This window comes from Bacteroidota bacterium, from assembly GCA_039714315.1.
Taxonomy (GTDB): domain Bacteria; phylum Bacteroidota; class Bacteroidia; order Flavobacteriales; family JADGDT01; genus JADGDT01.
In genome coordinates this window covers 1-22,580 of sequence record JBDLJM010000042.1, presented here as the reverse complement: position 1 = coordinate 22,580, position 22,580 = coordinate 1, and the positions used below count along the sequence as shown (strand labels likewise).

General features: G+C 34.1%; 21 protein-coding genes. 13 read left to right on the top strand and 8 right to left on the bottom strand.

Features of this window, described 5'->3' with window-relative positions:
• Positions 1-373: 373 nt before the first annotated feature.
• The 5 genes from ABFR62_06260 to ABFR62_06240 all read left to right on the top strand — a co-directional run bounded on the left by ABFR62_06260 (position 374) and on the right by ABFR62_06240 (position 6,017).
• The gene (locus ABFR62_06260) at positions 374-640 is read left to right on the top strand and encodes a hypothetical protein (GenBank protein ID MEN8138017.1); all 267 of its coding nucleotides are present in this window, start codon (positions 374-376) and stop codon (positions 638-640) included.
• Between the two features lie 235 nt (positions 641-875).
• Positions 876-1,220, top strand: coding sequence for a hypothetical protein (locus ABFR62_06255; GenBank protein MEN8138016.1), 345 nt, complete (start codon positions 876-878; stop codon positions 1,218-1,220).
• 382 nt (positions 1,221-1,602) lie between these two features.
• Positions 1,603-3,216 (top strand): CTP synthase, encoded by a 1,614-nt coding sequence (locus tag ABFR62_06250; protein ID MEN8138015.1) that lies wholly within the window; start codon positions 1,603-1,605, stop codon positions 3,214-3,216.
• Positions 3,217-3,227: 11 nt separating this feature from the next.
• On the top strand, positions 3,228-5,105 hold the full coding sequence (yidC, locus tag ABFR62_06245) for a membrane protein insertase YidC (protein ID MEN8138014.1): 1,878 nt from the start codon (positions 3,228-3,230) through the stop codon (positions 5,103-5,105).
• A gap of 306 nt (positions 5,106-5,411) precedes the next feature.
• Positions 5,412-6,017 (top strand): outer membrane beta-barrel protein, encoded by a 606-nt coding sequence (locus tag ABFR62_06240; protein ID MEN8138013.1) that lies wholly within the window; start codon positions 5,412-5,414, stop codon positions 6,015-6,017.
• A gap of 53 nt (positions 6,018-6,070) precedes the next feature.
• On the opposite strand, the gene ABFR62_06235 is transcribed toward ABFR62_06240, so the two are convergent.
• The 7 genes from ABFR62_06235 to ABFR62_06205 form a co-directional block, all read right to left on the bottom strand.
• A complete protein-coding gene (locus ABFR62_06235) occupies positions 6,071-6,874 on the bottom strand; it encodes a helix-turn-helix transcriptional regulator (GenBank protein ID MEN8138012.1) in 804 nt (267 codons plus the stop codon).
• A 164-nt stretch (positions 6,875-7,038) separates the two neighbouring features.
• Positions 7,039-7,521 (bottom strand): hypothetical protein, encoded by a 483-nt coding sequence (locus ABFR62_06230; protein MEN8138011.1) that lies wholly within the window; start codon positions 7,519-7,521, stop codon positions 7,039-7,041.
• Positions 7,522-7,528: 7 nt separating this feature from the next.
• Entirely contained in the window at positions 7,529-8,260 is a 732-nt protein-coding gene (locus tag ABFR62_06225) for a DUF6048 family protein (GenBank protein ID MEN8138010.1), read from the bottom strand.
• Positions 8,223-8,660, bottom strand: a complete 438-nt coding sequence (locus tag ABFR62_06220; protein MEN8138009.1) for a DUF6452 family protein — start codon at positions 8,658-8,660, stop codon at positions 8,223-8,225. Before ABFR62_06220 ends, ABFR62_06225 begins: the two co-directional genes overlap by 38 nt.
• 138 nt (positions 8,661-8,798) lie before the next feature.
• Positions 8,799-10,211: a 23S rRNA (uracil(1939)-C(5))-methyltransferase RlmD gene (rlmD, locus tag ABFR62_06215; GenBank protein ID MEN8138008.1), complete on the bottom strand. Its 1,413-nt coding sequence runs from the start codon at positions 10,209-10,211 to the stop codon at positions 8,799-8,801.
• A gap of 1 nt (position 10,212) precedes the next feature.
• Positions 10,213-11,619, bottom strand: a complete 1,407-nt coding sequence (locus tag ABFR62_06210; GenBank protein MEN8138007.1) for a hypothetical protein — start codon at positions 11,617-11,619, stop codon at positions 10,213-10,215.
• A gap of 146 nt (positions 11,620-11,765) precedes the next feature.
• Complete coding sequence (locus ABFR62_06205; GenBank protein ID MEN8138006.1) at positions 11,766-12,113, bottom strand: 4Fe-4S dicluster domain-containing protein; 348 nt, start codon at positions 12,111-12,113, stop codon at positions 11,766-11,768.
• A 272-nt stretch (positions 12,114-12,385) separates the two neighbouring features.
• Between ABFR62_06205 and ABFR62_06200 the strand changes: the two genes are divergently transcribed.
• From ABFR62_06200 to ABFR62_06175, 6 genes are all read left to right on the top strand, one after another.
• Positions 12,386-13,108 carry a head GIN domain-containing protein gene (locus ABFR62_06200; protein ID MEN8138005.1) on the top strand — a complete coding sequence of 241 codons (723 nt, stop codon included), beginning with the start codon at positions 12,386-12,388 and terminating at the stop codon, positions 13,106-13,108.
• Positions 13,109-13,252: 144 nt separating this feature from the next.
• Positions 13,253-14,980 carry a phospho-sugar mutase gene (locus tag ABFR62_06195; GenBank protein ID MEN8138004.1) on the top strand — a complete coding sequence of 576 codons (1,728 nt, stop codon included), beginning with the start codon at positions 13,253-13,255 and terminating at the stop codon, positions 14,978-14,980.
• A gap of 154 nt (positions 14,981-15,134) precedes the next feature.
• Positions 15,135-15,284 carry a hypothetical protein gene (locus ABFR62_06190; protein MEN8138003.1) on the top strand — a complete coding sequence of 50 codons (150 nt, stop codon included), beginning with the start codon at positions 15,135-15,137 and terminating at the stop codon, positions 15,282-15,284.
• A 158-nt stretch (positions 15,285-15,442) separates the two neighbouring features.
• A complete protein-coding gene (locus ABFR62_06185; protein MEN8138002.1) occupies positions 15,443-15,790 on the top strand; it encodes a hypothetical protein in 348 nt (115 codons plus the stop codon).
• 1 nt (position 15,791) lies between these two features.
• Positions 15,792-16,202 carry a secondary thiamine-phosphate synthase enzyme YjbQ gene (locus ABFR62_06180; GenBank protein ID MEN8138001.1) on the top strand — a complete coding sequence of 137 codons (411 nt, stop codon included), beginning with the start codon at positions 15,792-15,794 and terminating at the stop codon, positions 16,200-16,202.
• Between the two features lie 20 nt (positions 16,203-16,222).
• On the top strand, positions 16,223-17,320 hold the full coding sequence (locus tag ABFR62_06175) for a methyltransferase (GenBank protein MEN8138000.1): 1,098 nt from the start codon (positions 16,223-16,225) through the stop codon (positions 17,318-17,320).
• A 172-nt stretch (positions 17,321-17,492) separates the two neighbouring features.
• Here ABFR62_06175 and ABFR62_06170 read toward each other — a convergent pair whose 3' ends face one another.
• The gene (locus tag ABFR62_06170; protein ID MEN8137999.1) at positions 17,493-17,753 is read right to left on the bottom strand and encodes a hypothetical protein; all 261 of its coding nucleotides are present in this window, start codon (positions 17,751-17,753) and stop codon (positions 17,493-17,495) included.
• Between the two features lie 218 nt (positions 17,754-17,971).
• Here ABFR62_06170 and ccsA point away from each other — a divergent pair, with 218 nt between their 5' ends.
• Both ccsA and ABFR62_06160 read left to right on the top strand, forming a co-directional pair.
• Entirely contained in the window at positions 17,972-21,070 is a 3,099-nt protein-coding gene (ccsA, locus tag ABFR62_06165) for a cytochrome c biogenesis protein CcsA (GenBank protein ID MEN8137998.1), read from the top strand.
• A gap of 232 nt (positions 21,071-21,302) precedes the next feature.
• Complete coding sequence (locus ABFR62_06160) at positions 21,303-22,187, top strand: TatD family hydrolase (GenBank protein ID MEN8137997.1); 885 nt, start codon at positions 21,303-21,305, stop codon at positions 22,185-22,187.
• Positions 22,188-22,580 lie beyond the last annotated feature (393 nt).

The window sequence follows — 22,580 nt, the reverse complement described above, 5'->3', positions numbered from 1 at the left end:
GATACACCCAATCCACCACCGCAGTGTGGGGATGCTGCACCAATTGATAATTACTTGTACATAGGAATAATGATTCTTGGAGGAGTTGCAATTGTAGTTGGGGCTAGCAGAGAAGGAGAATTCAGAAAAAAACAATAATTGTAGTTGTTAGTATATGCCTTGTCAAAAGAGCATGTGCAGATAGTTTATTAATTAGTAATCCGGATGTATTCAAAGTTCCATTCACTTGATTAATGATATATTTCCACACGATAATTTCTGCAGTTTTATATTAAATATCCTATGCAAGTAGTATTTTTTTTTCAATATTAGATAAAAAGACGTATCTTTAACTGTCTGCAATACAGGTAATTAAAGTTAAAGTGTACTCTATATGATAAGGAAGTTAATATTTGCGATGATGCTGTTGCCGATTTTTTTGGTGGCTCAACCAAGTGGTAACAATGGTAATAGTGGTAATAAAGGAGGAACCAGAGATCAAGGAGGTGGAAATGATAAAGCATGTGATCAACCAAATCCCCCCTCGTGGTGTGAAAATGCAACGCCTATTGATAATAAATTGTATATAGGCCTAATGATACTTGGAGGAGTCGCACTTGCAGCCGGAGCAATTAAAAAGGGAGCATTAAATAAAGAGTAAAAAGATCAGTTGCTTTTTGGAGTGACAGTTTACGATTATCGATAGAATATAGAAGACAGTTTATAAAATACAAAATATTTCTTTGTGCCTCTGTGGTTTTACGTGATTAGTGTTCGCGAAAAGCCACAGAGGCACAAAGTTTTATAACTGGTTAATTTGTTTATATATTTGCGTAATTAGTTTAGAAATATATTCAGTAATAATAGTACAGTACATATTCGAATAAATAGTAATTATGAATATAACCGGACATTGGAAATACAGCGAGGATTTTGAATTTGGGGAATCAATTGGAAATGTAAAACTAATACAGGTTGAGGATAGTGTTTATGGAGAGTTTTCATTTACTGAAAAAGTGGAAAATGATTATGAAATAGAAGTTTTCGAAAAAGTTAAAGGAGATATTACAGAAGGTAAAGTTTTGCTGAAAAGTATAGAGGTAAAAGCAAAAGAAAAGGGAAGAGTAGTGGATTATATTCCCAATAATTTTGAACTTCATTTAGTTTCAGAGAACAAGCTTGTCGGATCAACATTCGACAGTGAAGAGGTTTGTGGCGTGTTTACACTTGAGAGGTTATAGCTAAAATTCGCCTGGAAAATATTTCGGGTAAAAAATGACAAAAGTTTAAATTAGCAGTAGGCAGGTTTTATTTAGGTACGATGGGTTATTATTTAGCTTTGATATTGAAAATAAATAATATATTTAACTGATATTTAGCGTGAAGGATAGAGGCGGCATCCTTTTTGTTTTTGAAACGGAGTTCAGGGGTATCTTTAGTTTAGGGGAAGTTTATTTGAGAAAACAAAAAGATATAGCCGAAAGCCTGACCCCGGATGCTGGAACGGAGTGAAAGTGTGTAGGGGGCACGCCAAAATAACTATAAATAATAGTAGAATAAAATCTCAGAACTTTGATATATAGTTTGTAATTTTGCACGAATTTTAAGAATAAAAAGATAGTTATGTCTAAAACTAAATATGTTTTTGTAACTGGCGGTGTTACATCTTCTTTAGGAAAAGGTATTATATCGGCTTCTTTGGCCAATTTGCTGCAAGCAAGAGGATATAGAGTAACCATTCAAAAGCTTGATCCTTATATTAATATTGACCCCGGAACTTTGAACCCATATGAGCATGGAGAGTGCTATGTTACAGATGATGGGGCCGAAACGGATTTAGATTTAGGACACTATGAGCGATTTTTAAATAATCCTACATCACAGGCAAATAATGTTACTACAGGTAGAATTTACCAGTCGGTAATTGATAAGGAGAGAAAAGGTGAGTTTTTAGGAAAAACGGTGCAAATTATCCCTCATATTACAAATGAGATTAAAAATCGTATTCGTATTCTGGGAAATACAGGAGATTACGATATTGTAATTACCGAGATTGGTGGTACTGTTGGAGATATTGAATCTCTTCCATATGTAGAGTCTGTTCGTCAGATGCTTTGGGATGAAGGTAAAGAAAATTCAATGGTGATCCACCTTACTTTGATTCCTTATCTTGCTACAACAGGTGAGTTAAAAACCAAACCAACTCAGCACTCTGTAAAAACTTTGATGACGAGTGGAGTACAGCCTGATGTTTTGGTATGTAGATCGGAATACAAAATACCACAAGAAGTAAAAGATAAATTGGCTTTATTTTGTAATGTTCGAAAAGAAGCTGTGATAGAGTCTTTAGATGCATCAACAATATACGATGTGCCTAATTTAATGCGATCGGAGAAACTTGATGAAGTAGTTCTGGATCATTTACACTTGGACCACAAAAAGACACCGGACTTAACAGACTGGAATATTTTTGTTGATCATTTTAAAAATCCAAAGCAGGAAATAGAAATAGGATTGGTAGGGAAATATGTAGAACTACACGATTCATATAAGTCGATTACAGAGGCATTTATTCATGCCGGTGCATCGAATGAGGCCAAAGTAAATATTCGTTGGATTCATTCTGGTAGTTTATCACATGATAATGTTGAGAAAAAACTTGGTGGATTAGATGGGATTTTGGTAGCTCCCGGATTTGGTGAGCGCGGTATCGAAGGAAAGATTCTGGCTGTAAAATACGCACGTGTAAATAAAGTACCTTTCTTTGGTATTTGTTTGGGTATGCAGATGGCAGTAATTGAATTTGGAAGAAATGTTTTAGGGTATGAAACGGCACATACCACAGAGATAGAAGAGGGGACTGCCTGTCCGGTAATTAATCTTATGGACGACCAAAAGAATATTACCGATATGGGTGGTACAATGCGACTTGGAGCATGGAGCTGTGAATTAGTAGAAGGAACTAAAGCTTCAGATATTTACAGTGATAAACTTATATCCGAACGCCACCGCCATCGTTATGAATTCAATAATGAATATAAGAAAGATTATGAGGATGCCGGTATGGTAGCATCAGGATTTAACCCTGATACCGGTCTGGTTGAGATAGTTGAATTAAAAGATCATCCTTGGTTTGTAGGAGTACAGTTTCATCCGGAATATAAGAGTACTGTGTTGCGTCCGCATCCACTTTTCGTAGATTTTGTAAAAGCCAGTATAGAGCATTCTAACACGTAGAAAATAATTAAATGCAAGAAAAAAAGAATTTTGATATCAACTCCCTGATTGGTTTTATATTGATGGGAGCAATCCTAATGTATTTTATGTACATTCAGGAACCTTCTGAAGAAGAAAAACAAAGTAAATCGAATACAGAACAGGTTGAAAAACCTTCTTCTGTTTCAACTCCTGAAGAAACTCAACAGGAAATAGTTTTAGATTCAGCTCAGGTTGATGAAAGTTTAAAGTTGAAATACGGGGAGTTTTACTATTCAGCATCATTGTCAAGTGCAACTGAAGATGCTGTAACAGTTATGGATAACGGAGTTTTGAAACTTACTGTTTCTAATAAAGGTGGTCAGATAGTAGAGGCTAAACTGAACGACTATAAAACTTACGGGCAGGAAGACCTTTATCTTTTAAATAACAATAACGGTAATTTCAATCTTCAGTTTAGTACTCAAAATAACAGAGTATTCAATACTTCAGATTTGTATTTTGTTCCCTCCCTAAGTAAGGACGGCGACAATCAGGTATTGTCGATGAAAGCCAAGGTGTCGGAAAGTAAATATGTAGAGTATGTTTATACTCTAAAGCCCGATGATTATATGTTGGATTTCAACATAAGAACAGTAGGTCTTGAAAATATTATTGACGCCAATAAAAGTGTGGCTATTGACTGGAACTTAAATTCGAACCGTACTGAAAAAAGTTTCAAGAACGAAAGTTTGTACACTACTCTTGATTATGAGTATGAAGGAGGAAAAACTGACTATCTAAGTGCCGGTGGAAGTGATGAAGAAACCGAAGCGGATGTTTCGTGGGTCGCTTTTAAACAACAGTTTTTCTCAATGGTATTGCTTACTGATAAGAATTTTGAAAGCGCTACATTGAGTTCGAATTCTCATGAAGAGTTTAGAGATGAGGTAAATCATATTCAAAACGACTTTGTTAAAAGTTTTCAGGCTAATATTCCGTTGAAGATTGTAAACGGGGCTGTAAACTACGATATGAACCTGTATATTGGTCCAAACAAGTACAGTATACTTAATTCGTATAAAAAGAACTTAGATGAGCTTATTCCATTAGGATGGGGGATATTTGGCTGGGTAAACCGATTTTTTGTAATTCCACTATTCAACTTCCTTGAAGGATTTGGATTGAGTTATGGTATTATTATTTTGATAATTACATTTATAGTAAAACTTATACTTTCTCCTGTTACTTATAAGAACTTCCTTTCGAGTGCAAAAATGCGGGTAATTCGTCCGGAGATTGATGCTTTAAATGAGAAAAATAAAGATGCTGATGCTATGAAAAAGCAGCAGGCAACAATGGAGCTGTATAAAAAAGCGGGAGTAAATCCAATGGCAGGATGTTTACCGGCTTTATTACAGATGCCAATATTATTTGCAATGTTCCGATTTTTCCCGTCTGCTATAGAATTAAGACAGGAATCTTTCCTTTGGGCTGAAGATTTATCATCTTATGATTCTATACTTCAATTACCATTTTATATTTGGGGTTATGGCGATCATATTTCGCTATTTACTTTATTAATGGCTGCTGCATTGATGGTATATACTATGATGTCGGGGGCAGGAATGAATCAGCCAACTCAACCAGGTATGCCAAATATGAAGTACATGATGTATTTGATGCCGGTAATGATGATTTTCTGGTTTAACAGTTATGCTTCAGGGTTGAGTTACTATTATTTCTTATCAAACTTTATATCAATAATTCAGATTTTTATTATTAAGAAATATATTATTGATGAGGATAAGATTCACGCTCAAATGCAGGAAAACAAAAAGAAACCTGCAAAGGCAAAATCAAAATGGAGTCAGAAAATGAATCAGATGATGCAGGATGCTCAAAAGCAACAGGCAAATAAGAAAAAGTAATTAGACAATAGTATTTAATTTAGAGATATTTGAAGACCGGGTTTATTCCCGGTCTTTTTTTTGTGCATACACATATACTTAATTTAGGTCTGTCGGAGTAAGAAAATATTACAATAAAATTAGGATGTATTCTTAGTCTTTTTTTTGAAGGTATTCAATAAAATAATTAAAACCCTTAATTTATTAGGGCTATAGGTCTGTTTGAAGAATCTAATGAATTAGTATTATTAAGGTAGAAAGTTATAGGGGAGCTAAATATTGAATAGTTATTGTTTTTATATTAGCTAATAAACTAAAAACTTAAATATGAAGAAGATTTTACTTTTTGCAGTGCTGATTGTTGCATTTAATAGCGCGAATGCACAAATGGCATATGGATTAAAAGCAGGACTGAATTATAATTTGGCTGATATTGATGCTGATAATGGATTATCTGAAGCTATGGATCCGGAAAATGCGTTTGGTTTTCATGCCGGAGCTTTTGTAAGAATGAAAATACCTATTTTAGGATTGTATGTTCAGGCTGAGCCAACTTTTACAAGGCTTAATGTTAAGGTAAATGATCCCCTTAGTGATATTCTAAATTCTGAAACCACAACTCTTAGTACAAACAGATTTGACCTACCGGTTCTTGTAGGTTGGAAAATGCTGGGAATGGTAAGGCTTTATGGAGGTCCTGTAGCTTCATGGAATTTAGGTTCTAAATTAAGTTCAGAATCGATCGATATTGTTGTTAAAGAAAATATGAGTATTGGAGGTCAGGCTGGAGTAGGAGTTGAATTAGGCTCTATTTTAGTTGACGCAAGATATGAGTTTGCTGTAAAGCATAATCTCGCCGCAGAAGAATTCCCTGAAGTAAATTTCGATAACCGCGGTTCTCAAATTATATTAGGACTGGCATATAAATTTTAGAAGTAGTTAATATTTTAGAAAAGGTAAAGAGGTGCAATATTTATTGCATCTCTTTATATTTTTAAGTGTTTTTCTATTGTGTCTATCTTTCTCTGTAACTCTTTTACAGTGAAGAATAAATGATCCTGCGAATGTGTCTTGTTATCTATCGACTTACTGATATAGCTGACAAATTTCCAAATCTCTTTAACGTCAGAAATGTTAATGTTCAGTGGATTAAAAACAGGGTCGTTTGAACATAGTTGAAAGCTGTTTATATCAGAATTGCTTCTGAAAAGCTGTTTGAATTGTACTCCTTCTGTTTCACTTACAATTACATAATATTTTCCCTCCTCTATATTGCTCCAGTCAGAGAAGAACTCTCCCACTATATAAGCTCCTTTTTCTAACGGAGGCATAGAGTTGTCAGCTATTGGAAATGCTCTGTATTTTTTATTGTCCGATAAAAACGGAAGCTTCATAAGGGGTAATTCCTTAATAAACTCAGGGTCGTTTAGATTAGTGTGATAAACATCTATTGCCTGAATAGGAACCAGTTCGGCATTCGATTCCGTATTATCTGTTGAACTTGTAACTAAAGTTCGTAATTTATTTCCGTGTATATCATAGTTACCGCTAATTTCCATTCGGGAAAGACTTTTTGCGGGAACCTTTTTAAGGTCTTTTTTTAAGATAATATCAACAGAAATATTGTAGAATTCCGATAAGCTTAGCAAGACATCATAAGGCGCCTGTGCGGTAGAGTTTTCATAACCGCTCAATGATGACCTGGTTAGTTTAAGTTGTTTTGCAACGGCATCTTGGGATAGGTGCTTTCTTTTTCTTAATAACTTAATATTACTTGCAAAAAACGACATAGTTAAACGGTCTAAAAATTATAAATTAGATAGGTGTTTGGGATGATTCTTTATGTACTAACGATTACTGTCCGATAGTTAATTGAAGAATGTAAGCCAATATAGTGAAAATATCGGCATGTTTTAGTTAAATCAATTAAAAGTGTTTAAAATATTGTCAAATGTTATGGCTGTTTGCTGCTACCATTAAAGAATATTTGATAATCTTCGGAGATTTTTGGAGACACAAGTACGAAATTGTAGCTAAATCCAAGCATATCACATTCTCCGCATCCAATAGGAGAAATAATATAATCAATTTGTTTGGCAGTTGAATCAACCTCAACATTTCTGTTGAAGTTTACTGTACATCCCGATGCCTGTGCATATTGGCCCAATAAGCTGTATTCGTCAAAATTTATTTCCGGGAAAGTACATTCTTCATCGCCTATTTTTCCTTCATTAATCTTTTCCTGTAACAGGACGTATTCGACAGAGTCTCTTACAATAAAGTTATTTTCATTTAGATTATATATACACGATCCAAAATCAACACCAGAAAAAATCAAGCCCAGATCTTCATTTTTATCAGGGCATTCTTCTCCTTCATTTTTTTTACACGATGCAGTTAGTGTAATAACAGCCAGTAGATAGATTAATTTTTTCATAGTACTTTTAGTTGAATGGTATTAGGTACATAACAGTATAATTAAAAACCCATGATACATTATTTCTGTTTTTTCCAAAACCAGGAATGTACAGATTGCTAAAGTTATCTAATTTTGAGTCAGTAAAAAGAAAGTTTACTCCAACGGATGTTCCCAGGTATAAGTTTTTCAGTACCTCAACTTTTAAACCTAATCTGAAATTTGCCCAGTGCGCATATCCAACCTGCGAATCTAAGCTTCCGGTATAAGTGTCATTGTTCCAATAAGCATTTTGAATTTGGTATTCATCAACCGTTTGTTCAAACCTTGAAATTCCATATCTGATTCCAAATGCCATAACGTCATTTCTACCGGGAGTATAACCCAAGAAATCGTAATCGGCACCAACAGTTAAAAAATATCCGGATGTTGTATAGTTTAAGTTAACAGATTCATATATATTCTTTTCATACCCCATTTCGGCAGCTACGAAATAATTTTTATAGATTCTTGCATCAGCTGTAGCTTTTATTAGTTCATTATCAGAATTGAGTAAGGTTGATATAGGACCTTTCAAGTCTATTCCCAAACGCAATCCATATTTATAAGGAATTGTATCGCTGGCTACTGTTGGTTTAGAGCTCTCAGTATTTTTGTTGTCAGTGTTTTCCTGAGAATAAGAAAACACAGTAAACAACAGGAATACAGCCGTCAGAAACTTTTTATTTAAGAAGGATATTGATATGTTTTTCTGTATCATATTCAATTGTTTGAGTAAGTAAAGTAGCTTCTTCTATTGCATTCTTAGTAAAACTTTCAATTTTCACTTCGTAAAAAGTTGACTTATATCCGCAATTTTGGTTAATAAAGATTTGTTTTCTCTTGTAGCTCAGACTTATTGTATCGTGAATTTTTGTTTCTTCATCTGTTACAAATTCAAAAATATAAGTCAGGTTGTCTTTGTTTACATCAAAAATTAACGGAATTAACTTATTTTCATTTGCCTGACGCATATCAGGATATATGTATTCAGGGTATTCTTCGCTTTCGGGGTTGCCAAGCATATCTTTCCCGTCTTTGTAACCATATATTAACAGTCCTGAAGGTGGAGAAACAATTTCTTCATTTTCAAGGTTATTGTACGAAGTAAATCCGATCATCAAGTTCGGAGTAACAGGATCCACACATATACCTGTAGACTCACACCCACTTATAAATAAAGTGGATGTAAGAATTATAAAAAAAATGCTTAATTTTTTAATCATGGTCAAATGTAAAAAAAATGCTGACGAATATACTTATCTCTTCTCTAATAAAACAACATTTTCTACATGATGAGTTTGTGGGAACATGTCAACCGGCTGTATTTTTGTAACCTTGTACATTTCATCCATCATTGCCAAATCACGTGCCTGTGTGGCAGAATTACAACTTACATAAACTATTTTAGGAGCTGATATCTCTAAAATTTTCTTTACTACATTTTTATGCATTCCATCTCTCGGCGGGTCAGTAATGATGATGTCAGGTCTTCCATTCTCCTTTATAAATTCGTCATTGAATACATCCTTCATATCACCGGCATAAAAAACTGTATTGTCGATACCATTAATTTGTGCATTGAGTTTTGCATCGGTTATGGCATCAGGTACAGCTTCAACACCGATTACCTTTTTTGCTTTTTTTGCAACAAACTGGGCAATAGTACCTGTTCCGGTATATAAATCATAAACAAGTTCATCTCCTTTTAAACCGGCAAAGTCTCTTGCTATTTTATATAATTCATAGGCCTGTTTCGAATTGGTTTGATAGAATGATTTTGGACCGATCTTGAATCTCAATCCTTCCATTTCCTCAAAAATATGGTCTTCACCTTTGTAAGCTATTATATCAAGGTCGTACATTGAATCATTTCCTTTCGAATTGATTGTATACATTAACGAAGTGATGTTTGGGAATTTTTCGATCAAATGATTAAGTATGGCTTCTCTTTTTTCTACATCTTCCTTTGCAAACTGTATTACAACCATAATGTCGCCAGTAGAAGAAGTTCTAACCATCATTGTTCTTAAGAAGCCCGTTTGTTGATATGGGTTAAAGAATTCATAATTATTTTCTTCGGCATATTTTTTAGTCTCCAGTCTTATTTCGTTTGAAGGATCTTCCTGAAGGTAACAGTTTTTCACGTCGAGAATTTTATCCCAACGTCCCGGAATATGAAAACCACACGCGTTACGATCCTGAATATCTTCTCCTCCTTGAATTTCTTCAAGAGTCATCCATCGTGTATCGGAGAAAGAGAATTCCATTTTGTTTCGGTAGAAATATTGTTCTTTTGAACCTGATATCGGAGTTACTTCAGGCAATTCTATATGGCCAATTCTGGTTAAATTATTTACAACTTCATTCTGTTTGAATTCAAGTTGATACTTATAATCCATATTTTGCCATTTACAACCACCACAAGTACCGAAATGTTCGCATTTTGCTTCTGTGCGTTTGTCGGAATAGCTGTGAATTTTCACGGGAGTAGCCTCGTAATACGCTTTACGTTTTTTTGTTACTCTGGCATCGATAACATCTCCCGGAATAGCACCGGTTACAAAAACCACGCGACCGTCTTCGGCATGCCCGACAGCTTTTCCTTTGGCGCCTGCATCGGTTAATGTTATATTTTCCAGTATCTTGTTTTTATCTCTTCTTCTTCCCATTTTATGCTCCCTTTAATATTTTGGCTTTTGCCACCATTAATTCATTTTCTGCTAGTAGAACTAATTCTTCTTCTCTTTCGTCTAGTTCTTTAAGTTTATTCCAATATATATTTGCCGAAGCAATGTCTTTTTGAGTGGTGAAATACAGACACATAATAGAGTAGTAGTTAACTACTTCGAGCATGTGAAATTGTTTTCTTTCGGGCAATAATCTTTTTAAGTCTGTTTTTTTGTGAAATACTTCAGGCACTTTATCATATTCACCCTTTTGAAGTAATGTTTGGGCAAAAGAAATCTGTCCGAATAAATAATCAGGAAATTTATTAAAAGCTATCTCTGTCCATTTATCAGATAAATCGATTCGTCCTAGTTTAATATACGTATTCGATAAATAACTGTACAGTTGTGGATTTTTGGGATAGTCCTTTATCATTTTTTCAAAATACTCAATATGTTTTTCCGAAGGCTTTTCGAGCATTTCAACGAAAACAGATTTTATTTCTTTTTCAATATCATCATTCTTAAAGAAGTTGTTTTCTTCTATTGGCTTTATTGAAATATTGAGCTTATTAATGTCAAGGTTATTTTTATCTATGATATCGCTTTTTTCATTTGGAAAATGAGAGTCATACATAAAATCAATTATCTGCAATGTTGTTTTTGCCGATACTTCTACTTTACCATCTTCAAAATCCTGCCAGTCCTGTTCGGTCCAATTGTCGATATTTTCCTTATTCAGAACATCTGTCGGTTTTGCAAAATCCGGAAGGTCAAATGAATTTTCATCGCTTTCGTTATGATGGTGATGATCATGTTCATGCTCATGACTGTGATCGTGATCTTCCTTATCTAAATCCTCTATATTGATAACTTTAAAGTTCGATTCGCCTACATTTTTTTTGAGTTTAGCTATAAGATCTTTTTTGTTGTTATCGGTAGAAACAATTACCAGAGGTTTGTTGTCTTCGCCAATTTCGAAATCATATTCCTCGGCAGGTTCATAATCTTCCGGCTCAAGTAAGAATTTTGTAATTGCAAAATCCTTATGGGCTTTTAATTTAAATTCTTCTGCAAAAAAATAAGCTTCATAAATTACCTGATGTGCCAAATCGTAACTGCACTCAATCAAATTTTGTTCTTTGATATAGTATTTAATAACCTTGTCGTAGTTTTCTCCTCCTAAGTTGAATTCAAAGAAGGTATTTACAACTCCCTCAGCCAGTAAATCTATCTGATAAAGTGCATGCGTTACATTCGAGTTTTTGTGTTGCCTCGAAACTATGATGGTAGCTAAACCGGCACTTTTCCAGTTTTCGCTGATGTAACAGTTTTTTATGTCTAAAGTACGCGCTTTTGTTTTGATATATTTTTCAGGACTTAAGGCGCTATTCTTTATGTTTTTCTTCATCTGTGTAACTCTCAATATTTTTATCACAAAATTTCGGCAAAATTACGAAAAAATATTAGCTTAACTAGCATGAGATTGTATGGGTAGAGCAAAAAAAAACTCACCACATAAATGTGATGAGTTCCTTATCTCTTTGTCGGAATTGATTATCCGTGTAAGATTTCTTTTTTCTTCAACAAAGTAGCTTCGTCTTCTGCTAAATCTTCCATTATTTGGATAGAATCTGTTGGACATACGTCAACACAAGCCGGTTCGTCGTTGAATCCTTTACATTCAGTACATTTGTCAGCAACGATGAAAGTGAATTCATCAGATTGAGCCTCATTCATTTCGTCAGCGTCAACTGTGTTTCCGTTAGCTAAAGTAACTTCACCACTCATGCTTGTTCCGTCAGCATATGACCACTCCTCGTCAGGAGAATAGATTGCAGTGTTAGGACATTCTGATACACATGCATCACATGCTATACAGTCCTCGTTAATAAACATTGCCATAACTCAAAAATAATTAGATAAATTGTTAATGATTTTATTCGAAATTTTAGAAGTGCTAAATTATTTACAATTTTTTATACAATTGAATATTTAGGTAACTAAAATTGTAATTTTAATTAAATCTAATTAAAACCTTTAATAAGCCAAAGATACAGAAAAATAAAATTAATTTCATACTGAAAATCATTCTTAATTTTATCTTTTAACAATTAATTAAGAGAGTGTTACGACGTAAAACCTAAACTTTGTAACAAGAATATATATTCCCGAGAATGATTAGAAAAGTTACTTTATTAATAGTCAGGTTCGTTATTCTAACTGTTTTTATTGCTTCATTTAGCGAATGTAGGGTAAATGGAATTGAGGGTAGTGGAATAGTAACTACGGAAACACGACCGATAACAGAATTTTCCAAGTTAAATATTGCCGGCAATTACAATATTGTGATAAGGCAGGGTAAGAGGAGTGAGTTATCGCTTAAAATGGATGATAATTTGCTGGATAATGTAAGCACGGATATAAGCGGAGATGTTCTTTATATAAAAAACCTTAATCAGGTTTTAAACAGCCGGGAAACAAGTATATATATCACAGTGAAAAAGCTTGATGAAGTACAGTTAAACGGAAAAATTGATTTTTCTACTTCTAATATTCTTTCACGAAAACACTTCACTCTCAACAGCAGAGGCTCGTGTAATGTAGATCTTGATATTCACACTAATAGTCTTCGTTTAGATTTAGTCGGAAACAATAACGTTACAATTTCAGGCAATTCACATTCATTGAATGCTGTTTTGAGCGGATTTGGAGAATTTAATTCTTTAGATTATTTCTGCGAAAATGTTTATCTGGACATTACCGGAGCCATTGATTCAAAAGTATATGCCAAAGATTTTTTGAAGGTAAGGATGAGTGGTGCAGGAAGAGTTTTATATAAGGGAAATCCCGAAGTTATTAAAGATTATTCCAGCCTTGCCAGCATACAGCCTTTCTAGAACATTGCGGGAAATTAAAACTAAAGTATTGAACAAGAGTCTTTAATTTTACAAAATCACTTTTTTTTGATGTTCTGTTAATGCTAGTTTTAATAATAGCATTAAATTTGTGTTCACTTTTTTTGAAAAAAACAGAAAACAGATATGAGTACAAAGGTGGATCAAAAAATTTTAGACAGAGCTAATTTGTGGTTGTCTGACAGTTATGATGCTAACACAAGGGAAGAGGTTCAGGATATGATTGATAACAAGTCTGAATTATTGATAGAAGCATTTTATAAAGATCTTGAGTTTGGAACCGGTGGAATGAGAGGGGTTATGGGAGCCGGAACAAACCGAATGAATAAATATACCCTAGGAGCAGCAACTCAGGGTTTAGCAAACTATTTACTTCAACAGTTTAGCGGTGAAATTAAAGTTGCCATTGCTTTCGATGTGAGAAACAACAGTGATGTTTATTCGAAGATTGTAGCCAGAGTACTTGCAGCTAATGGAATTAAAGTATTCTTATTCGATTCGTTCAGGCCAACTCCTGAACTTTCATTTGCCGTACGTCATTTGGGTTGTCAAAGCGGAATAGTACTTACAGCATCTCATAATCCGCCCGAATATAACGGTTATAAGGTTTATTGGGAAGACGGTTCACAGGTTGTTCCTCCGCATGATAAGGGAATTATTTCTGAAGTACAAAATGTAAAGGTAGAAGAGATAAAATTTGATCCTGAAAATGAAGATTTAATCGAGATTATCGGAGAGGAAGTAGATAAGGCTTTTGTTGATGCATGTGTTGAAAATGGTCAGTATTCCAACGAAGGGTATGATGATTTTAAACTTGTATTTACTCCAATTCACGGAACATCACACGTAGGTGTAATTCCAACTCTGGAAAAGGCAGGATTCAAAAGTGTTTATACAGTTGAAGAGCAAATGATACCAAGTGGTATGTTCCCAACGGTGAAATCTCCAAATCCCGAAGAACCTGAAGCTTTGGAGATGGCTACTAAGTTAGCTGAGGAAAAAGGAGCCGACATGGTAATTGGAACTGATCCCGATGGAGATAGAATTGGTATTGCAGTTCGCGATCTTGAAGGTAATATGAAGTTGCTGAATGGAAACCAGGCAAACACTGTGCTGACAATGTATTTATTGGAGCGTTGGAAAGAAGCCGGAAAACTTACAGGTAATGAATTTATAGGATCAACAATTGTTACTTCCGATATATTCTTCGATATCGCAAAACTATATGGAATTGAGTGTAAAGTAGGTCTGACAGGATTTAAATGGATAGCCAATATGATTCGCGAAGCCGAAGGTAAACAAGCCTTTGTTGGTGGAGGAGAAGAGAGTTTTGGATTTATGGTAGGTGATTTTGTAAGGGATAAGGATTCGGTGACTTCAACATTATTGGCTGCCGAAATAGGTGCCTGGGCAAAAGCCAAAGGAAGCAGTTTTTATGAAGAATTACTTAAAGTATATACTAAAACAGGTTACTTTAAAGAACACCTTATTGCCTTAGTGAAAAAAGGAATATCAGGAGCAGAGGAGATAGCTCAGATGATGGTTGATTTCCGTCAAAATCCACCGGCAACTATCGATGGTTCAAAAGTTGTGAGGGTAGAGGATTATGGAAATTCAATTTCAACTGATTTAGTGAGTGGTGAAAAAACTGCTATTTCAATTCCTCAGAGTAATGTAATTATTCTGTATACCGAAGATGGAACTAAAATTGCAGCACGTCCTTCGGGAACTGAGCCTAAGATTAAATTCTATATCAGTGTGAAAACAGATCTTCAAAGTATTGAAGAATTTGATGCTAAAGAAAAAGTGCAGAGCGAAAAAATAGAGCGTATTGTAAAAGAACTTGGTGTTTAAACAATAGCTGGATAAAATAGTTAAGAGTCCGTATTTTTACGGACTTTTTTATGGGTTAGATATTTTGATTTTAATCATCAAAAAATATGTAAAAAAGTCATATTTATAGAAATTATATATATATTTGAACATAATCACAAAAATTATAAAAACTATGATGTTTCTTGGCTTTATGCTTTTCTTGACGATAGCAATGATAGGGTTCTGGCTCCTGACTTTTTTAATTTCCGTTATTCCATACTGGATGGGTGGAATTTTAGCAGAAAGAATGGGATGGATTAAGGAAGAAAGCCCAAAAAAATAGTTGATAGAATTAAATAATATTTTCCTCCAATTATGTTTTTAACATAATTGGAGGATTTTTTTTTTAATATTTATCAGTGAATTTATCTAAAATTTTTCGAATACTCAGCCTTTAAAAAAGTAATAAATCGTAATTTGCATTAGTAAAAAATCTAGTTTATGGAAAATTATGTAGAGCACGAAGGACCTGTAGCAGTAGCGCTGGAAATTATTCCCAAAAAATTGTTTCTCGAATGGTTGAATGGGATCGAAAAAGAAATGGATCTGCTTGCAACAGAGTATGATGTTTTAACCAGTGAAACTAATATATATTTACTTTCTCTTGATAGTTATGAAGATGAAATTGAAGACTATATAGATGAACATTTCGGATCAATTTTTAAGAATGAGCTTGAAACATGGAGTCTGGAGGTTGAAAAATGGCCCCACGGACGTACAATAGATATGTTTGGAGACTGGTTCGATTATAAAGTTCACAACTTAATAAATATGATTAAAGTAGAGTAGAATGATACAACAGGTTGAAATAGATCTACCTCCTTTTAAAAGAGGTTTTCATATTATCACCGGTGAAATTGAAAGGAATTTAGGGAAATTACCTGCCAGTGGAATATTACATGTTTTTTGTAAGCATACTTCTGCAGGTATCACTATTAACGAAAATGCCGATCCTTCGGTATTGACGGATTTTGAGAGTTCTCTAAATTCAGTTATTCGGGAGAATGAGCCATTCTATACTCATACTTTAGAAGGTAAAGACGATATGCCGGCACATATAAAAGCATCTTTGATAGGAAATTCTGTTCAGATTCCGATTAGTAACAATAGTTTGAATTTAGGAATCTGGCAGGGTATTTATATATGTGAATTTAGAAATAATGGAGGATCCAGAAGCTTAGTATGTACGGTTTATTCTTAGCTTTGCAAAAATTGTAGTTGATGAATTTTATACATAAGGGGAAACAATTTAATATTGAAAGATACCCACATACAGATAATAAATCATTAAAAGCCTGGAATGCCGGAGATGAGTATGTTTTAAAATATTTGAGTGAAAAAAATATTTCAGACAAATCTTTGGTAGTCAGTAATGATAAATTTGGGTTTTTATCCACTATTTTAAGTTCTGAATTAGCTACATCTATTGTAGATTATAAGAGTCAGGAAAAAGCTTTTATTAAGAATTTCGAGGCAAATGAAATAGACATTAATACAGTAAAGATTGTTTCACCATTGAGTGAGTTGTCCGATAGGATTGATTTCGGACTTATTAAGATTCCAAAATCAACCGATCTGTTTAGATTGTATTTAAATCAAATTCACAAACATCTAAGTTCGGAAGGAGAGGTTATTTGTTCATTTATGACAAAGAATTTTAATAAAACAATATTGAATATTGCAAATGAGTTTTTTGAATCAGTTGAACAGAGTTTGGCCTGGAAAAAGTCGAGATTACTGATGTTGAAAAATAAGAAAGAGATAAAAGATCAATCTTTACTGAATGTGATTACATATAACTCTGAGAAAGATTTTAAACAGTATTTAGGCGTTTTTTCTGCAAAGAATATTGATTACGCCAGTCAATATTTTATAAATTATATTTCAATAAACGATGGCGATAACAAACTTTTGGATTTAGCATCCGGAAACGGAGTTTTAGGCTATGATTTAAGAAGTAAATGCAAAGATTGTGAACTTCATTTAGTTGATGATTCATTTCTTGCAGTTGAATCTTCAAAGCTAAATTTAGAGAACGAAAACACGCATTTTCACCACAGTGATAGTCTCGGTATATTTGAAAATGATTATTTTGATTTGGTAGTTTCGAATCCTCCTTTTCATTTTGAGTTTGAGAATAATATTGAAATATCACTTGAGTTATTTAAAGGAGTACATCGTGTTCTTAAGAATAATGGAAGATTTCAATTAGTAGCAAATTTACACCTGAACTATAGAGTTCATCTGGAAAAAATCTTTTCGAGTGTAGAAATCTTAGGAGAGCTTGATAAATTTGTTGTTTATGAGTGTGTGAAGTGAGATCGTTCATGCTCCGTCATTTCGACTAAGCAATAGCGCATGGAGAAATCTGTTGAAAATTAGCAGAAACCATCAACAGATACCTCCCTGACTACAGTCTGCTGGCTGACATTCGTATTTTTTTAATGAGCGTTAGCGAAATTTTTATCAGCGAATTAGCGGCTTAATTTTTTCAAATCTCCCTAAAAACAATCTCAATACCATTATCCTTTAGCAGTGCCTTCGATTTAGAACAAATATTCTCAGTACAAATTAAAGCAACCCCGGTATTTTGCTTTACCGATTTTATCTTTTCACTCATCTCAATAATTTTCTTTGCATCCTTTTGAATAATTCTGCTCTTGATGAGTTTTACTATTGCAATAGTATTTTCGTCTATCAATTCTAATTTTGTTCTTTTTGATAATCCGTATTTTTCAGGGTTTGTATCCATAATTTTATTCGAATATTCATTGCTAAAAATAGTAAAAATTTAAGAGCTATTTATCTTTAAAAGAACCATTTCATATATATACATCGATATGTGCTTCAAAGCAATTTATTTAATTATAAGGCAATCTGATAATTAGATAGTTTTTCTTTACCATAATTTTGTTTGCAGGCACCTTCTAATTGTATATTTTTGACTGAATCAAAATTAAAACAATTCAGATGTTAAAATATATATCCAATCTGCTATTCTCCATGAAAACAATGGCCTTATTAATAGCTGTTTACGCTGTAGCTATGGGCTATGCTACCTTTGTGGAAAACGACTATGGAACTATTGCTTCTAAAGCTGTTGTATATAACACTCTATGGTTTGAAGTTGTGCAGGTGTTATTGGCCTTAAATTTTATAGGAAACATATTTAGGTTTAAGTTGATGAGAAAGGAAAAATTACCGGTTTTGCTTTTTCATTTTGCTTTTTTAATAATTCTTGTTGGAGCAATGATTACGAGATATATCAGTTACGAAGGGCAGATGCCAATCAGGGAAGGTCAATCGTCGAATTTGGTTATCTCCGACAAAACTTACCTGAGTTTGCGTATTGACAATAACGAGGTACAACGACATTACGAAAAAGATTTGCTGCTATCGCCAATTACAAATAATGACTTTAGCGAAACCTTTGGATTTAAGGGACAGGATATAGAAGTTTCTTATGTAGATTTTATACCCAAAGCTAAGGAAGAAATTACAAGAGATGGAGGCGATAAGACAATACTTCATTTGATAGTATCTACCGGAGGCGGACGTGAAGATAAGTATATAGAAAAAGGAAAGCTGTTAAAGTTAGGGAATGAATTATTTGCTTTTGATACGGAGTTTCCGGGGGCAATTGAAATAAGTAGTTTTGGAGACGTTTTTAAAGTTAAAAGCCCCGGAGAGATTGATTATATGAGGATGGATAATCAGGAGAGTGGAGTTTATTCTGCTGATTCGCTTGTAGATTTCAATAAAAGAGTTTTATATGCCACCAAAGGTTTAAGTTTTGTTTTAACTGAAGTACTTCAAAATGCATCAGTAGGTTTTGTATCTGATACTGATAAACAGTCAAACAAACAGGATTTACTGGTAGTAGATATAAAATCAGGAGAAAATACTCAAAGAGTAAATTTATTTGGAGGAAAGGGGTATGTAAACCCAAAAAATCAACTCAGCATTTCAGGATTGAATATTTATATCGGATATGGTTCAAAATATTTTGAATTGCCTTTTTCACTTAAACTAAACGATTTTATCCTAGACAGATACCCCGGATCACGAAGTCCTTCATCGTATGCCAGTGAGGTTACTTTGATTGATGGGGACAAAGTTGAGAATCACCGTATTTTTATGAATAATGTTTTGGATTATAAGGGATACAGGCTCTTTCAGTCGTCATACGATCAGGATGAAAAAGGAACTATATTATCGGTGAATCACGACTTTTGGGGAACTTCGGTTACATATTTAGGGTATTTACTTTTGGCAATAGGCATGTTTTGGGCTTTGTTTGCTCCCGGAACGCGTTTCAGAGCACTTAACAACAAGTTGGAGAAGTTATCTTCGAAAGCCGCTGTAACAGTTGTGTTTTTACTTTTAGCAACATCTTCATGGGCGCAACCGGCAAATAAGCATATGTTTGAGAATGTTGATTCGCTTGTTGAAGTTAATACTATTCCAAAGGAACACGCCGATAAATTTGGTGAATTGATTATTCAGGATAACGGGGGAAGACTGAAACCGGTGAATACCTTTGCTTCGGAACTGATGAGGAAGGTTTACAGAAAAGATCACTTCATGGGATTAAATGCCGATCAGGTATTACTTTCAATAACAATGAATCCGATCGACTGGCAGTTTATGCCGATTATTAAGTTCGATAATAAAACAGGACTGGGCAAAAAAATTGGAGTAGAAGGGAAGTATGCCCGCTTTTTCGACTTTTTCGACGAAAGAGGTGTATATAAACTTGGGAAGGATGTAGAAGTGTCTTATCAGAAAAAGCCGGGAGAAAGAGGGAAATTAGATAAGGAAATTATAAAGGTTGATGAACGTGTCAACGTTTTATATATGGCTGTAAACGGTAGTTTATTAAGGCTTTTTCCGGTGCCAAACGACAGTAATAACAAGTGGATATCATCGCATAGCGATTTATCGATGCTGAAATCAGACGATTCTTTGTTTGTTTCTAAGATTATGCCATGGTATTATACCACAATTAAGGAGGCGCAGAAAAGCGGTAAATGGGAGGAAGCAGATCAGAAAATCGAATTTATTTCGATGTTTCAAAAGAAATACGGATCGAATGTAATGCCGGACGAAAGAAAAACAAAAATGGAACTTATGTACAATAAGTACAAGCCTTTTCAAAAGCTCTTCCCTTATTATATGCTTGCAGGTTTTGCTATGTTGATCTTTAGTTTTATTCAGTTGTTTAAAGAGTCGAAGTGGATAAGTTATTTAAATAAGTTCGCCGCATTTTTGATATTTCTCGGGTTTGTTTTTCATACTATGGGCTTAGGAGCTCGTTGGTATATTTCGGGGCATGCACCGTGGAGTAATGGTTACGAATCGATGATTTATATTGCCTGGGCTACTATTTTGGCCGGATTTATATTCGCCAAACGTTCAAAGATTTCACTTGCGGCAACGGCGCTTCTAACTTCGTTGATTTTGATGGTTTCTCATCTTAACTGGCTCGATCCGGAGGTTACAAATATTGTTCCGGTTCTGGACTCGTACTGGCTTATGATACATGTGGCAATTATTACTGCCAGTTATGGCTTTGTAGGCCTCGGAGCCCTTTTGGGATTCCTGGTACTGATAGTGTATATCTTTATTAGTGATGGCAACAAGAGTAAATTGCAGAAGACTATTCAGGAATTAAGCTATATCAACGAGATGACGCTGATAATAGGTTTGTATCTGCTTACAATAGGTACCTTTTTGGGAGGTGTGTGGGCCAATGAATCATGGGGACGATATTGGGGCTGGGATCCAAAAGAAACATGGGCGTTTGTAAGTGTTTTTGTCTATGTTTTTGTTTTACACATGCGATTGGTACCCGGACTTAAAGGTAAATACGCATTTAACCTTGCCAGTGTAGTTGCCTTCTCGTCTATTATTATGACGTATTTTGGAGTTAACTACTATCTGTCGGGCTTACATTCTTATGCAGCCGGTGACCCGATGCCGATTCCGGACTTTGTTTACTACACTATTGTTGTTGTAGCGGTAGTTGCAGTGATTGCTTATCTAAGGAAGAAAAAGGCGAAAGTATAAAGACGGGAGGTACAGTATATTTGGTTAATGCTTCCTTGGCTCATCGGAGTAAAGGCTAAGAGAGTACACCTTATTTATATCTATTTTTCGTATATCTGCTGTTTGTTTTTCTGTTTACTATTATTTTTATAACATTTATGAAATCAGGCGTTTTATAATAAATATATTTGTTAGTATAACGGTAACTAAAATATAACTATATCCCATGTAGTTTTTGGTATATAGTTATGTTTTGCAGGGATATAACTTAGTTGTGCGTCATGGAAGTGAACAGAACTATAATTATGGAGCAGATATGATAATAGATGGACATGCACATGCTTCCGGGATCTTTCTTAAACCGGAAAGTATTATTAATAATTTGGATAAATATGGAGTAGATAAGGTGATACTTGTACCCGGAGAATTGGAAAGTACGAAAAGCTACTCTTTACCAAACTTAGCAAAAATGTTTCCTGCAAATAATGTGGTTAAAGTTACAAATCGCTTGACCAAATTTGTAATTGGAATTACCGGTACAGTTAAACAAATTCCAAAAGGAAATGAGCATGTTTACAATTTGACACATAGAACAAATGGAAGAGTGATTCAATTTATTTGGATTACACAACAAATGAAAAATCCAACGGAGTATTTAAGTGAAAAGTTTACAGAATGGAATTTTAAAGGTGTGAAACTGCACCAGTGTTGGGAAAATTATTCTGTAGATTCTGATTTTTTTAGAACGGTTGCTGAATGGACTGAAAAAAATGATTTACCATTGTTCATTCACTTGTACTCTGACAATGATGTAGAACAACTCATCAAGTATAAAAAAGAACATCCTAACCTAAAATTAATTGTTGCTCATTTATTTGGTTTAGAAATTTTTATAGAACATAACTACAAAGATGAAAATCTTTATTTTGATACATCCACAATACAACTTACATCGACTAAAAGATTTATGGATGCTATAACATTTGTTGGAGCGACAAATGTTACATTAGGAACTGACACTCCTTATGGAAAAGACAATATAAAGAAAAATATTGATAGGATAAGAAGTCTTGATATTTCAACCAAGGATAAAGAATTAATCCTTGGTGAAAATATGAGAGGGATTTTGAAAATATAAAAGCACGAACGCACAATAAAAAAATATAGTGCATTTGGCACTTGCCTGCCGGCAAGGCAGGGATAGTGCTAAAATTGAAGATGGTAGCAATTAATGAACATAGTAGTAAAATATTGATGCTAAACATCATAATTGGGTAAAAAGTAAAGAGATAATTAACTGCTTGTTGCTTTACCAGGAAGTATACTTTTATAGCTCTTATAGTCGTTTAAATAGATGAATTTCATTAAATTTGAACAGATGAATCTTGTTGAAATTCAGAAGGTTGTACTGAGTTTGATAATTGTACCTGTTAATAACCAACTTAAACTGAAAATATTATGACAACTCCAACAGTAGATTTAATTCAATTTGCGGGACTTGGAACCAATCTCGTTCTTGATGCAAGCCATA